Source organism: Rhodanobacter koreensis (genome assembly GCF_054782855.1).
This window is the reverse complement of record NZ_BAAGRR010000001.1, coordinates 493,656-506,899: the sequence shown is the minus strand read 5'-3', so window position 1 is coordinate 506,899 and position 13,244 is coordinate 493,656. Positions and strand designations below refer to the sequence as shown.

Genomic DNA, 13,244 nt, shown 5'->3' with positions numbered 1-13,244 from the left:
TGCCAGAGTATAGATGTAGCAGTATCTGCCACATGCGGCGTGGTCGACCAAAGCAAGGGTTGCGCCAAAGGGGCGCTTCCGTAAATGTGTTGGACATCACGCCAATTACTTGAGAAAGTTTCCGTAGACCGTTGCCATTGCGTTAATTTTTCGATTTAATGCCACTGCGCATCCCGCCAGGATTCTGGTTCGGGCGTCAGCGGCAAGGGGGAAACACCGTGGGGCTCTTTACACCCAAGAAGCCGGCGCTGATTGGTGTCGACATCAGTTCGACTGCCGTCAAGCTGCTGCAGCTAAGCCAAGCGGGTGGCCGCTATCGCGTGGAGCATTACGCGGTCGAGCCATTGCCACCCAATGCCGTGGTCGAAAAGAACATCGTCGAGGTCGAGGCGGTGGGCGATGCGATCCGCCGTGCCCTGGCGCGTTCGGGCTCCAAGCTCAAGCACGCGTCGGCCGCGGTGGCCGGCTCGGCGGTGATCACCCGCATCATCCCGATGACCAGCGAGCTTTCCGACGACGACCTGGAAGGCCAGATCCAGGTCGAGGCGAACCAGTACATCCCGTATCCGATCGACGAAGTCAGCCTCGACTACGAGGTGATCGGGCCGGTACGCGACAACCCCGACATGAACAACGTGTTGCTGGCGGCCTCGCGTACCGAGAACGTCGACATGCGTGTGGCGGCACTGGATCTGGGTGGACTCACCGCCAGCGTGATCGATGTCGAGGCGTTCGCGATGGAGAACGCCTTCGCGATGGTCGCCGACCAGCTCAACGTCGGGCGTGACGCACTGGTGGCGGTGGTCGACATTGGCGCCACCATGACCACGCTGTCGGTGCTGCGCAACCAGCGCACCATCTACTCTCGCGAACAGGTCTTCGGTGGCAAGCAGCTGACCGACGAGATCATGCGCCGCTTCGGGCTCTCCTACGAGGAGGCCGGTCGCGCCAAGCGCAAGGGCGGTCTTCCCGAATCGTACGAAACCGAGGCGCTGGAGCCGTTCAAGGAGTCGCTGATCCAGCAGATCAGCCGCCTGCTGCAGTTCTTCTTTGCCGGCAGTGAATACAGCAAGGTCGACCAGGTGGTGCTGGCGGGCGGTTGCGCCTCGATCGAGGGGCTGGGTCCGATGCTGGAAGAGCAGCTCGGCGTTCCCTGCGTCGTTGCCAACCCGCTGGCCCGCATGTCGCTTTCACCAAGGGTGCAGGCGCAGTCGCTGGCCCAGGACGCACCCGCCTTGATGATTGCAGTCGGCCTCGCCATGAGGAGCTTCGACTGATGGCACATGTCAACCTACTTCCGTGGCGCGCCGAACGGCGCAAGCAGCGCGAACGCGAGTTCTACATGCAGCTGGCCGCCGCCTTCGTGGCGTCGCTTGGCGTGCTGCTGCTGTGGGTGTTCTGGATGAATCAGCGCATCGACAATCAGAACGACCGCAATACGTATCTGCAGACCGAGATCAAGCAGCTCGACGTGCGCATCGCCAAGATCAAGGACCTGGAAACGGTTCGTGCGCATCTGCTGGCGCGCAAGCAGATCATCGAGCAGTTGCAGGCGGACCGCTCGCAGATGGTGCATCTGTTCGATGAGCTGGTGAAGACGATCCCCTCCAGCGCACGCCTGACCGGACTCAAGCAGAGTGGCCAGTCGATGTCGCTCGATGGTGTGGCGCAGTCCAATGCCAGTGTCGCCGAATACATGCGCAACATCGAAGTGTCGCCCTGGATGGGACATGCCGACCTGCGCAAGACCGAAAACAGCCATGACTCTTCCCGCATGCCTTATACGTTCGGCCTGGATGTGACGCTGAGCCGGCCAAAGACGGACGAGGCCGATAATCTCAAGTTGCCCCCGCCGCCAGTTGCCACCACGCCGGCAGAGCGCGCGCAAGTCGAGGCGATGGTAGAGGCGTTGAAAGCGGCACAGGCGAAACCTAACGCCACACCGGCGGATCGCGCGAAACTCGATGCGATGGCAAAGGCGTTGGAGGCGGCGCAGACAAAAACCAACTATACCGCGCCGGCGAAATCGGTGTTCGGACCGGCGAGCGCGACCACTGCGGGAGGAACCAAATGATGAAGTTCCTCGACGATATCCGCAGCCTGGATCGCAACAACGTTGGTGGCTGGCCACAATCGGTCAAGATCTTCTTTACCGTGCTGCTGTTTGCGGTCGTCTTGCTGGTCGGCTGGTACTTCTTCGTCAGTGACCAGCAGGACAGCCTGACTTCGCTGGCCAGCAAGGAAGAGAGCCTCAAACAGGAGTTCTCGACCAAGCAGGCCAAGGCGGTCAACCTCGAAGCGCTGCAGCAGCAGCTCGACGAGATGCAGGACATGTTGCGCCAGCTGCTGCGCCAGTTGCCCAGCAAGACCGAAATGCCCGAGTTGCTGGTCGATATCTCGCAGACCGCCTTGTCAGCGGGTTTGCAGACCGAACTGTTCCAGCCTGGTCCGGAAGTACCCAAGGACTTCTATGCGGAGAAGCCCATCACCTTGCGCATGACCGGTACCTATCACCAGTTCGGCACCTTTATCAGCGGCGTGGCCTCGTTGCCGCGGGTCGTGATCCTGACCCTGCATGATGTCTCGTTGACCCCGGCGAAACCCGCCAAGGGTGGTAGTGCCCCGGATGATGGGCAGTTGGTGCTGCAGGGCACGGTGAAGACCTACCGTTATCTGGACGACGAAGAGAGCGCCGCCGCGACCAAGAAGAATGCCAAGGCGGGGGGCAGAAATGAACAAGTTTGCTGCCATCAGGCCGACCTTCGTGATGCGCGCAATGCTGATGCTTGGGGCCGCCTTGGTCCTGGGTGGATGCACCCGAGGCATGTCGGATCTGCGCGACTGGGTGGCCCAGGAAAAGGCCAAGAGGGGTGCGCCGATTCCCCCGTTGCCGGTGATCAAGACATTCGAAACGTTCAAGTACGACGATCAGGACCGGCGTGACCCGTTCAGTCCAAGTACGGCCGAACTGCAGGCCAACAGCAGCAGTGGTCCGCGACCCGATGCCAATCGTGCGAAGCAGCCACTGGAAATGTTCGCCCTCGATACCTTGAAGATGGTCGGCACGCTCGGTGCCGGATCCGGCCTGGAGGTGTTGGTGAAGGATCCGGGTGGCGTGATCCACCGTGTTCACGTTGGCGAGTACATGGGCCTGAACTATGGGCACATCACGGCCATCAGCGATGACCATATCGATCTGGTCGAGCTGGTATCCAACGGTAATGGCGGCTGGATGGAACGTCCGGCCAGCATCGCGCTTGCCGCGAAATAGGTAGACAGGGGCTGATGCAATGACCAACCAAATCCAATCCGTCCGGGGCCGTGTCATGCGCCATGCAAGCCGTTACATGCTGATGGGCCTGTTGCTCGCTGCCGCCACGTGGAGCAGCACCGCGATGGCAGCCAGCAGCACGCTCAAGAACATCAGCTACGATACCTTGCCAGGCGGCAAGGTTCAGCTGCACATGGATTTCGGCAATGGCCCGGTGCCTCAACCGAAGATATTCACTACCGGCAATCCACCGCGCATCGCGATTGATTTCGCCGATACCGACAATGCGGCCGCGCGCCATGTGGATATCGGCCAGGGCTCGACTTCCGGTGTCTCCGCGGTTGCTGCCGGTGGCCGCACACGCGTGGTGGTCGAGCTGATGCGCGAGTCCAGTTACCGTTCCCGTGTTGAAGGCAACAGCCTGGTACTGACCATCAACAACGGTTCGTCGGACCAGTCCGTGACCACGGCTGCGGCCGTTGATCCGAGCAAGGCATTGCCCTCGGCCTCGAATGGCCCGTCGATCTCCAATATCGACTTCCGTCGCGGCACGAACGGTGAAGGCCGCGTGCTGATCAGCTTCAGCGGCAGCGGTGCGAATGCCGAGATGACCCGCAAGGGTGACAAGGTGCTGGTCACGATCGATCACGCGAACCTGCCGGCCAATCTCGCGCAGCGACTGGATACGCTGGATTTCGCCACGCCGGTGCAATCCATTGTCACCCATGCCGGTGTGGGCGGTGGTGCACGCATGGAGATCGCGATCAAGGGTGATGTCGATACCTCGGCTTACCAGACACCCGATCAGTACGTGGTCGAAGTGGCACCAAAGAAAGTGGACGCCAAGGCCGCCCAGCTGGCCAAGGCAGGGCAGGAACCGAGCTACAGCGGCAAGCGTGTCACCTTCAATTTCCAGGATATTCCGGTGCGCTCCGCGTTGCAGCTGATCGCTGATGTATCGGGACTCAACCTGGTTGCATCGGACAGCGTCGGTGGCAGTGTCACCCTGCGCCTGGTCAATGTGCCATGGGATCAGGCGCTGGACGTGATCCTGCGCGCCAAGACCTTGGACAAGCGCCGCAACGGCAACGTGATCTGGGTCGCGCCGCAGGGCGAGCTGGCCAAGTACGAGCAGGATATTGCCGACGCCAAGCTGAAGGCGCAGGACACCGCCGAGCTGGAAACCGCTTACGTCCCGATCAGCTATGGCAAGGCTGCCGACATTGCCAAGCTGCTGACTACCGGAAGCCTGCAATCTCAAGGTGGCGGCGGTGGCGCTAATACCCAGCGCGGTTTCCTGTCGACACGAGGCAGTGCCTCCTACGATGTGCGCACCAACACGCTGCTGTTGAACGACACGCCGGAAAAGATCAAGCAGTTGCGCGATCTGATCGCGGTGCTGGACAAGCCGGTGCAACAGGTGCTGATCGAGTCACGCATCGTGATCGCCACAGATGACTTTACCCGCGAGCTGGGAGCGAAGTTCGGTGTCAGCGGTCGTCAGAACAACACCCAGTTCCAGAATGCCGCCGCCGCCCAGACGAGCTTGGCAACTGGTGTCGGTGGTGGCAATGTCGTTTCGATCGGGGGCACCGACAACGGCGCAGGCACGGCCAGCGGGCTCGCTGTAAACCTGCCGGCTTCCGCGCCTTCCGGCAGTTTCGGCCTGGCCATCCTCGGTGCCAACTACGCGCTCGATCTGGAGCTTTCCGCGGCACAGACCGAAGGGCGCAGCGAGGTGATCTCCAGTCCGCGCGTGATCACCGCCAACAATGTCGAGGCCGTGATCCGCCAAGGCCAGGAAATCGGCTACGTCACCTTCCAGAACACTACCGGTGGTAGCGCTGGCAGTGGTACGGCTACGGTGGCCTTCAAGGACGCCGTGCTCGAGTTGAAGGTGACGCCGACAATCACGGCCGACGGCCGCGTGTATCTCGCGATCAACGTGACCAAGGATGCGCTGGCAGGTTATACCCAGGTGCCCGGCAGCGGCCAGGTGCCGAACATCGATACCCGTTCGATCAACACCTCGGTGCTGGTGGACAACGGACAGACCGTGGTGCTCGGTGGCATCTACGAGGTCGACAAGACCAACACGATCACCAAGGTGCCCGGTCTGGGAGATATCCCGGGCATCGGCATCCTGTTCCGGCAGACGACGCGTGGCGATACCAAGGCTGAACTGCTGATCTTCGTGACGCCGCGTGTGCTCAGCGACACGCTGCAGTAAGTCGCAGCTTGCAAAGCATCAAGGAGGCGGCTTCGGCCGCCTCTTTGTTTTATACGGAATGACATCGTGCGGCTAATTAAACTTCCGGCGCCGGTTATGGTCAGTAGCACGCGAGCGGAGCCGGCATCCCGAGTGACATGCCGCATCCGGTCAGCGCCACGCCGACCACGGAAACCGATCATGGATATGCCAGAAATTTCGTCCCAGAGCCGTTTGCAGCAGGTCTTCGCGCGATTGCGCGACGAGCTGCAAGCCTGCGTCATCGGTCAGCCGCACCTGATCGAATGCCTGCTGGTGGCGTTGCTGGCCGATGGCCATCTGCTGGTCGAGGGTGCGCCCGGCCTGGCCAAGACCACCGCGGTCAAGGCGCTGGCGGCACGGATCCGGGCGGATTTCCATCGGGTGCAGTTCACCCCGGACCTGTTGCCGGCGGATCTCACCGGCACCGACGTGTTCCGCCCGCAGTCCGGCAGTTTCGAGTTCGAGCGCGGCCCACTGTTCCACAACATCGTGCTGGCTGACGAGATCAACCGTGCACCGGCGAAGGTGCAGTCGGCGCTGCTGGAGGCAATGGCCGAACAGCAGATCACGGTAGGCCGCAGCACCTGGCAGCTGCCCGAGTTGTTCATGGTGATGGCGACGCAGAATCCGATCGAGCAGGAAGGCACGTTCACATTGCCGGAGGCCCAGCTCGACCGCTTCCTGATGCACGTGACGATCGGCTATCCCGATGCCGTTGCCGAGCTGGCGATACTCCGGCTGGCGCGTGGACAGGCCAGTCAGCGCGCGCACCCGGTGGCTGCGCCACTAGCCCTGCTGAGCCAGGCCGATGTGTTTGCTGCACGCGACGCGGCGATGGCCGTGCACATGGCACCGGCGCTGGAGGAATACCTGACCCAGCTGGTGCTGGCCACGCGCGATGCCGGCCGCTACGGGCCCGAGTTCAAGCGCTGGATCGCCTGGGGCGGCAGCCCGCGCGCAACCATTGCGCTGGATCGTTGCGCGCGTGCGCAGGCATGGTTGTCCGGGCGTGACTACGTGTTGCCGGAGGACGTGCATGCGATCGTCCACGAGGTCTTGCGCCACCGCGTACTGCTCAGTTACGAGGCAGAAGCCGAGGGCGTGCGACCGGATCAGGTGATCGACCGCCTGCTGGATCTCGTGCCGCTGCCGTGAACGCTGTCGTGCAACCGTGGGTGGATGGTGATGGTCGCGGCCAGGTATCGCTGGCCGAACTGATTGCGCTGCGTGCGCGGGTCGGTCGTGTCCGCATGGCGCCGTTGCTCAGTCGTGCGGCGCGTAGTGGTCAGCAGTCCAGCCGGCTATATGGCCGCGGAATGGATTACGCCGAGTCGCGCGTCTACATGGCTGGTGATGATGTGCGCCGGCTCGACTGGCGGCTCACGGCGCGCAGCGGCAAGCTGCACACCAAGTTGTTCCAGGAGGATCGCGAGGGCTGCCTGCTGATCCTGCTGGATACCCACGCCAGCATGCGCTTCGGTACGCAGGTACGCTTCAAGTCGGTGCAGGCGGCACGCGCGGCAGCCTGCGCGGCCTGGTATGCAGTGCGCGCGGGCGAGCGGGTCGGGGTGATGGCGTTCGGCCACGCCGAGCAGTTGCTGCGCCCGCAGGCCGGCCCGCGCGGTGCGCTGGCCGTATGCGGTGCGCTGGCCGAGTGGGATGCGCTGCCTTCATCGGACAAGACCGAGACGCTGGCCGATGCGCTGATCCGTGCGGGTAGAGTGCTGCATGGCGCCAGCCGTGTGCTGCTGATCAGCGACGGTTTCAGTTGTGATGCGTCGGCCCGGCAGCGACTGCTTGACCTCACCCGTCACGCCGGCGTCAGCGTGCTGGTGGTCGCCGATGCGCTGGAACTCGCGCTTGCGCCTGTCGGACGCTATCCGCTGGAACACGCGGGCGAGCGCAGCGAGGTGGTGCTGCAGTCCGACCGTCAGCGTCGTGATTTTCAGCGTGCGCTTGGTGCCGGTCCGGCACGGCTGGGTGAACTGGCGCAATCGCTGAACCTGCGCTGCAGCCACATGGATACCGTGGCCGATCCGCTGGTGTCGATGACCGCCTTGTTCGGTGTCGCGAGGTCGGCACGATGAGCGCCTTGCCCATTCCAACAACTGTGCCTGTCGCGCTTGCAGGCCCTCACTTGCGCGATATTCATCTGCCTCCCGAGCTTTCGTGGTGGCCATTGGCTCCTGGTTGGTGGGCGCTGGCCGTTTTATTGCTGGCAGCGTTGTTGCTGGGTGCCTGGTGGTGGCGACGGCATCGTCATGGGATTCGTCGGCGCGAACAGGTGCTGCACGAACTCGATGGGCTCGCACACCAATATCAACTCGATGGCGATCAGTCTGCATTGGCAAGCGGACTGCACCAGCTGTTGCGGCGCGTGGCGCGTCGGCACGATGCCATGGCCGCACAGCAGCGCGGCGACGCATGGCGGCAGACGCTGGCGCGAGTGCCGATCGATGCGCTCGCGCTGGACCGGTTGCTGATGCTGGAGCAGGCGATCTATCGCCCGCAACCGTCGTTCGATCACGCCGTCGTCGTGGCAGCCGTGCGGCAATGGCTGTCTTTGGCGTTGAAACCGGCAGCCTGGAAAGCGGTGGCGATGGAGGACACGCATGCCTGACTTTGCGTGGCCGTGGGTGATCGTGCTGTTGCCGCTGCCATGGCTGCTGCGGCGCTGGCTGCGGTCGGCAGCACCGGGGCGGGCCTTGTATCTGCCGCAACCGGGATTGCGCTTGACCACGATGAGTGGCAACGCCACGCACGGCATCGTGCCCTGGCTGCTGGCGCTGGCGTGGCTATGCCTGCTGGGTGCAGCGGCGCGTCCGCAATGGGTCGGGCCGCCGCAGGCCCAGCAGCGCAGTGGGCGCGCCGTGATGCTGGCAGTGGATCTGTCCGGCAGCATGCGCACCCAGGACATGGAACTGGCGGGCCATCCGGTCAGTCGCTTCGGTGCGGTCGAGGCGATTGCGGGTGACTTCATCCATCGCCGCAGCGGCGACGAGATGGGTCTGGTCCTGTTCGGCAGCCAGGCATTTCTGGTGACGCCGCTGACCTACGATCTGTCCGCCGTGCGTGCCCAGTTGCAGGGCGCGGTGGTGGGGTTGGCCGGTACCGAGACCGCGATCGGCGATGCCATCGCGGTGGCGGTGAAACGCTTGTCGGCGCTGCCGCAGCAGGCACGCGTGCTCGTACTGCTGACCGACGGTGTCAACAATGCCGGCAGCATTTCGCCGCGTGAGGCAGCCCGCGCGGCGAAGGCCGCTGGCGTACGCATCTACACCATCGGCATCGGCGCCACGCAAATGCGCGTGCCGGGATTCTTCGGCAGCCAGCTGATCAATCCCTCGGCGGACCTGGATGCGGACATGCTCACCACCATCGCCAGGGAAACCGGCGGCCAGTTCTTCCGCGCCACCGACAGCCATGAGCTGGCCGATGCCTATCGTGCCATCGACGCACTGGAACCGATGCCACAGCACGGGCCGACACTGCGACCACGACATGAGCTGTTCCGCTGGCCGCTGCTGGCCGCGATCGCGCTGCTGTTGCTGGTGATCGTGCCGCGCCGGTTCGGTCGTGCATCGGAGCAGCCCGCATGAGCGAGGCGCTGCAACAGTTCCATTTTCTGCGCCCGTGGTGGCTGACCGCATTGGCCCTGCTGCCATTGCTGGGCTGGTTGGGTACGCGGCGCGATGTGGCTCAACAGGAACTGCTGCGACTCGTTGATGCCGACTTGTTGCCATATCTGCTGCGTGGCCGTGCCGGCAACCGGAGCTTGCCGCTATGGCTGTTTGCGCTGGGCTGGACGCTATGCGCGCTGGCGCTGGCCGGCCCGAGCTGGAGTCGCGTCATGCAGCCGCTGTATGCGAGCCGTGCCGTGCAGGTGGTGGCGATTTCGCTGTCGCAAGACATGCTGGCGCGCGACATGGCACCGAGCCGGCTCGATCGCGCTCGCTACAAGGCACACGACCTGCTGGCCAGCAATCGCGATGGGTTGAATGCCTTGATCGGCTATGCGGGCGAAGCGTTCGTGGTGGCACCGCTGACCTCCGACGCGAACAGCCTCGACGATCTGCTTGATGCGATGGCGCCGGATACGATGCCGGTGGACGGCAACAACGCGGCACTGGCGATCGAGCGCGGTGTCGCGCTGATCCATGATGCCAAGACCAGCGGCGGCTCGCTGGTGCTGATCACCGATCAAGCCGATGCTGCCGCGGATGCCGCGGCGCGCAAGGCGAAGTCGGCCGGTGTGCAGGTGTCGGTACTAGGCGTCGGCACGTCGCAGGGTGGTCCGGTGCCGCTCGCCGATGGCGGTTTTCTGCGCGATGCGCAGGGCCGGATGACGCTGGCTCGCCGGGACGACACCGTACTCGCTGAATTGGCAGCTGCCGGCGGTGGTCGCTACGTGCCGATGCAGGCGGATCATGGCGACATCGATGCGCTGCATGCGCAGTTGCGCGCTGGACCGGCAACCACGGTGAGCGGACAGGCCGGTGACGAGTGGCAGGATCGCGGCCCGTGGCTGTTGCTGCCCTTGCTGCCGATCGTGGCGCTGGCGTTCCGGCGTGGCTGGGTGTTGCTGCTTCCGCTGGTGTTGCTACCGCTGATGCCTGTTACCGCCGAGGCGGCGAGCTGGCATGACCTGTGGCAGCGCCCCGACCAGCAGGCAGCGCAGGCGTTGCGCGATGGTGATGCGAAGCAGGCGCAACAGCTCGCCCATGATCCGGCCTGGCGCGGTGCGGCAGCGTACCGTGCCGGCGATTACGCCAGCGCGGTGCAGGCCTTGCAACGTGCTCCCGGCAGCGATGCGGCATACAACCTCGGCAATGCGCTGGCCAAACAAAGCCATTATCAACAGGCCATCGCTGCCTACGATCATGCCTTGAAACTCGATCCGGGCAATGCCGATGCCAAGGCGAATCGCCAGGCGGTCGAGGACTGGCTGCATCAGCAACAGAAGCAACCACAGGACAAGCAACAACAGCAGGAGCAGCAGTCGGGTCAGAACGGCAACAAAGACAAGCCATCGTCCGACGGGCAGGGCAAGGACAACAAGACAGGCAAGCCGCAGGATCAGCAGTCGAAGCAGGATGCCGGCAAGCCGTCCGACCAGGGTGGCAAGGATGATTCATCGCAGGCGCAGGATCAGCCGGGCAAGGATCGCTCCGGCAAGGATCAGGCCGGCGATCAGCCCAAGCCGCTGACGCCACAGCAGCAGGCTGAACAGAAGGCACAGGCCGAGCAGGCGCAGAAGGCCCTGCAGAAACAGATGGATCAGGCCCTGGCCGGCCAGCCGAAGGATCAGCCGGGCAAGCCGGTCCATCAGCTCGGTGCCATGGCGCAAGGTGATCCGCAATCGAAGCTGCCCGCCGATCTGCGCCAGGCCCTGCAGCGGGTGCCGGACGATCCCGGTGCACTGCTGCGGCGCAAGTTCGAACTGGAATATCTGCAGCGCCACGGCGGCGCACCGAACGAGGATGATCAGCCGTGATCTTTCGACGATTCATTGCCAGTTGCCTGCTGGCGCTGCTGCTGGCGCCCTCACTTGGCCATGCCGCCGACGTGACGGCCAGCCTGGATCGCAACAGCGTGCAGCTGGGCGAGACGGTGACGCTGAACCTGCGCGTCAATGGTCATGCCGGCAACGTCGACGCACCTGATCTGGGGGCGCTGAACAAGGACTTCGAGATCCTGGGCACCTCGCAGAACAGCAGCCTCAGTGTCGTCAATGGCGCGGCGACCTCGACGATGACGTTCGGCGTTGCCTTGCGTCCCAGGCACACCGGCACCCTGCAGATTCCCGCGTTGACCGTGGCCGGCAGCCAGACCACGCCGCTGCAGCTGCAGGTGACTGAGCCTGATCCGGCGACGGCCGCGGCCACCGGCAAGGATGTCTTCATGGAGGCGCAGGTCGAGCCGGCGCACGGCTACGTCGGCCAGCAGCTGAGCTATGTGGTGCGGCTGTACTACGCGAACCGCATCAGCGGCGATGCGCCCGCGCCGCCGCAGGTCGAGGGTGCACAGATCAGCCAGCTCGGCAACGGACTGAACTACGATGCCGAGCGTGCTGGCCGCAACTATCATGTGCTGGAACAGCGCTATGCACTGGTCCCGCAGCATGCCGGGCACCTCGATATTCCTGCCGTGGATTTCCAGGGCGCGGCGGTCGATCCCAACGATCCCAACAGTTTCTTCGGAGCCAGCCTGCCGGTCTCGGCCAGTGCACCGGCGCTGGCGATCGACGTACAGGCGCCGCCTGCCGACTGGGGCAAGAGTGCGTGGTTGCCGGCGCGTCAGCTGAATCTGACCCTGGATGGTTTGCCGACAGCGCAGGACACGCCGCGGGTGGGGCAGCCGTTGAACCTCACCATGCGCCTGGAGGCGACCGGCCTGTCGTACGAGACGTTGCCGGCGCTGAGCCTGCCGCCACTGGATGGCGCCACGGTCTATCCGGACAAGCCGGCCAGCGGCAACCGCAACGACGGTCAGTGGATCGTCGGCTGGCGGCAGCAGGCGTTTGCGATCGTGCCGGAGCGTGCCGGCACGTTGACCATCCCGGCCACTACCCTGAAATGGTGGAACGTGCTGACCGATCGCATGGAAGTGGCGCAGATTCCGGCTCGCAGCATCACGATACTGCCGGCGGTCGGTGCGGCGGCGACGTCGCCGGCTGCCGCGGCCATGACTCCTGCGGCGGATGGCGCGGGTGTCGCGCCGACGGCGGTCGCGACGGCGACCACAGCGTCGGCCATGCCGTGGCGCTGGATAGCCCTGGCCAGCATCGGTCTGTGGCTGCTCAGCATTCTGGCGTGGTGGCTATGGCGACGACGTTCGGCCATGCCGGCAGCTACAATACCGGTGGCGGCGCGCACCTCGGCGCGCCAATGCCAGCTGGCTTTTCTCGCCGCGGTGCGTGGCAGCGATGCGACGGCCCAGGTGCGCAGCCTGCTGGCATGGGCACGTACCGAACGTCCGGCGATCCAGCATCTGGGCGAACTGGCGGCTGCGCTGGGCGACGAGGCGCAGCGCGCAGCGATCGCTGCCCTGCAGCAACGCCATTACGCCGGCGTGGCGATGCCGGATGGCACGGTGACGCTGGTGGAAGTGTTCAGGCGTGGCTTCGTCTGGCGGGTGGCAGATGCAGGCGATCAAGGTTCGGATCTGCCGCCGCTGTATCCGTTCAAGCTGCATTGAGCGCGTGCTGACAGGTCGCACGCATGGCATCGCTGAAGCAGCACAAGGCAACCTCGATCGAGGCGTCATCGGCAAGCTCGCCCCGCAAGGTGTTCACGGCCACCCTGGCGGCCTCTGCGGGCGGATAGCCGTATACACCGCAACTGATCGCCGGAAACGCAATCGTGTGCAATCCGTATTCGCGCAACAGGCGCAATGCGTTGCGATAGCAATGCTCCAGCAGTACCGGTTCGCCCCGGTCGCCGCCGTACCAGACCGGCCCCACCGTGTGGATCACATGCCGTGCGGGCAATCCGAAGCCGGGTGTGACGCACGCCTCGCCGGTCGGGCAGCGCACGCCGGGCGCGGATTCGGGCAATCTGCGGCAGGCTTCCAGCAGCGCCGGTCCAGCGGCACGATGGATCGCCCCATCCACGCCACCACCGCCGAGCAGCCCGGGATTGGCTGCGTTGACGATCGCGTCCACGTGTAACCGGGTGATATCGGCGGTGATGACCTGGATGGGCATGGCTTCGACGGTGGCTG

At 64.5% G+C, this 13,244-nt stretch carries 11 protein-coding genes and 1 pseudogene; 11 read left to right on the top strand and 1 reads right to left on the bottom strand.

Features of this window, described 5'->3' with window-relative positions; all coding sequences use genetic code 11:
- Nucleotides 1–218: 218 nt before the first annotated feature.
- The 11 genes and pseudogenes from ACYVKM_RS02130 (at nucleotide 219) to ACYVKM_RS02080 (ending at nucleotide 12,719) form a co-directional block, all read left to right on the top strand.
- Complete coding sequence (locus tag ACYVKM_RS02130; protein WP_077441011.1) at nucleotides 219–1,277, top strand: pilus assembly protein PilM; 1,059 nt, start codon at nucleotides 219–221, stop codon at nucleotides 1,275–1,277.
- Nucleotides 1,277–2,074: a PilN domain-containing protein gene (locus ACYVKM_RS02125; RefSeq protein WP_460875378.1), complete on the top strand. Its 798-nt coding sequence runs from the start codon at nucleotides 1,277–1,279 to the stop codon at nucleotides 2,072–2,074. Before ACYVKM_RS02130 ends, ACYVKM_RS02125 begins: the two co-directional genes overlap by 1 nt.
- Nucleotides 2,071–2,739: pseudogene (locus ACYVKM_RS02120) on the top strand (type IV pilus inner membrane component PilO); the annotation flags it as partial. The gene ACYVKM_RS02125 and the pseudogene ACYVKM_RS02120, both read left to right, overlap by 4 nt.
- A complete protein-coding gene (locus ACYVKM_RS02115; protein WP_460875377.1) occupies nucleotides 2,732–3,271 on the top strand; it encodes a pilus assembly protein PilP in 540 nt (179 codons plus the stop codon). The pseudogene ACYVKM_RS02120 and the gene ACYVKM_RS02115, both read left to right, overlap by 8 nt.
- A gap of 55 nt (nucleotides 3,272–3,326) precedes the next feature.
- The gene (gene pilQ, locus ACYVKM_RS02110; RefSeq protein WP_460875376.1) at nucleotides 3,327–5,501 is read left to right on the top strand and encodes a type IV pilus secretin PilQ; all 2,175 of its coding nucleotides are present in this window, start codon (nucleotides 3,327–3,329) and stop codon (nucleotides 5,499–5,501) included.
- Nucleotides 5,502–5,681: 180 nt separating this feature from the next.
- A complete protein-coding gene (locus tag ACYVKM_RS02105; RefSeq protein ID WP_460875374.1) occupies nucleotides 5,682–6,677 on the top strand; it encodes an AAA family ATPase in 996 nt (331 codons plus the stop codon).
- Nucleotides 6,674–7,609, top strand: a complete 936-nt coding sequence (locus ACYVKM_RS02100) for a DUF58 domain-containing protein (RefSeq protein ID WP_460875373.1) — start codon at nucleotides 6,674–6,676, stop codon at nucleotides 7,607–7,609. The genes ACYVKM_RS02105 and ACYVKM_RS02100 overlap by 4 nt, the downstream gene beginning before the upstream one ends.
- Before the next feature lie 50 nt (nucleotides 7,610–7,659).
- The gene (locus tag ACYVKM_RS02095; RefSeq protein WP_460875372.1) at nucleotides 7,660–8,142 is read left to right on the top strand and encodes a DUF4381 domain-containing protein; all 483 of its coding nucleotides are present in this window, start codon (nucleotides 7,660–7,662) and stop codon (nucleotides 8,140–8,142) included.
- Nucleotides 8,135–9,121, top strand: coding sequence for a VWA domain-containing protein (locus tag ACYVKM_RS02090; protein WP_460875371.1), 987 nt, complete (start codon nucleotides 8,135–8,137; stop codon nucleotides 9,119–9,121). Before ACYVKM_RS02095 ends, ACYVKM_RS02090 begins: the two co-directional genes overlap by 8 nt.
- A complete protein-coding gene (locus ACYVKM_RS02085; RefSeq protein ID WP_460875369.1) occupies nucleotides 9,118–11,016 on the top strand; it encodes a tetratricopeptide repeat protein in 1,899 nt (632 codons plus the stop codon). Before ACYVKM_RS02090 ends, ACYVKM_RS02085 begins: the two co-directional genes overlap by 4 nt.
- Nucleotides 11,013–12,719, top strand: coding sequence for a BatD family protein (locus tag ACYVKM_RS02080; RefSeq protein ID WP_460875368.1), 1,707 nt, complete (start codon nucleotides 11,013–11,015; stop codon nucleotides 12,717–12,719). Before ACYVKM_RS02085 ends, ACYVKM_RS02080 begins: the two co-directional genes overlap by 4 nt.
- Here the strand turns inward: ACYVKM_RS02080 and ACYVKM_RS02075 are convergent.
- A complete protein-coding gene (locus ACYVKM_RS02075) occupies nucleotides 12,706–13,227 on the bottom strand; it encodes an O-acetyl-ADP-ribose deacetylase (protein WP_460875366.1) in 522 nt (173 codons plus the stop codon). The two genes, ACYVKM_RS02080 and ACYVKM_RS02075, sit on opposite strands and share 14 nt — an antisense overlap.
- Nucleotides 13,228–13,244 lie beyond the last annotated feature (17 nt).

Bases quoted from the DNA above. Each gene is read 5' to 3' on its own strand.
- ACYVKM_RS02125 (WP_460875378.1), top strand. From the start codon at position 1,277: ATGGCACATGTCAACCTACTTCCGTGGCGCGCCGAACGGCGCAAGCAG.
- ACYVKM_RS02115 (WP_460875377.1), top strand. From the start codon at position 2,732: ATGAACAAGTTTGCTGCCATCAGGCCGACCTTCGTGATGCGCGCAATG.
- pilQ (WP_460875376.1), top strand. From the start codon at position 3,327: ATGCGCCATGCAAGCCGTTACATGCTGATGGGCCTGTTGCTCGCTGCC.
- ACYVKM_RS02105 (WP_460875374.1), top strand. From the start codon at position 5,682: ATGGATATGCCAGAAATTTCGTCCCAGAGCCGTTTGCAGCAGGTCTTC.
- ACYVKM_RS02090 (WP_460875371.1), top strand. From the start codon at position 8,135: ATGCCTGACTTTGCGTGGCCGTGGGTGATCGTGCTGTTGCCGCTGCCA.
- ACYVKM_RS02085 (WP_460875369.1), top strand. From the start codon at position 9,118: ATGAGCGAGGCGCTGCAACAGTTCCATTTTCTGCGCCCGTGGTGGCTG.
- ACYVKM_RS02075 (WP_460875366.1), bottom strand. From the start codon at position 13,227: ATGCCCATCCAGGTCATCACCGCCGATATCACCCGGTTACACGTGGAC.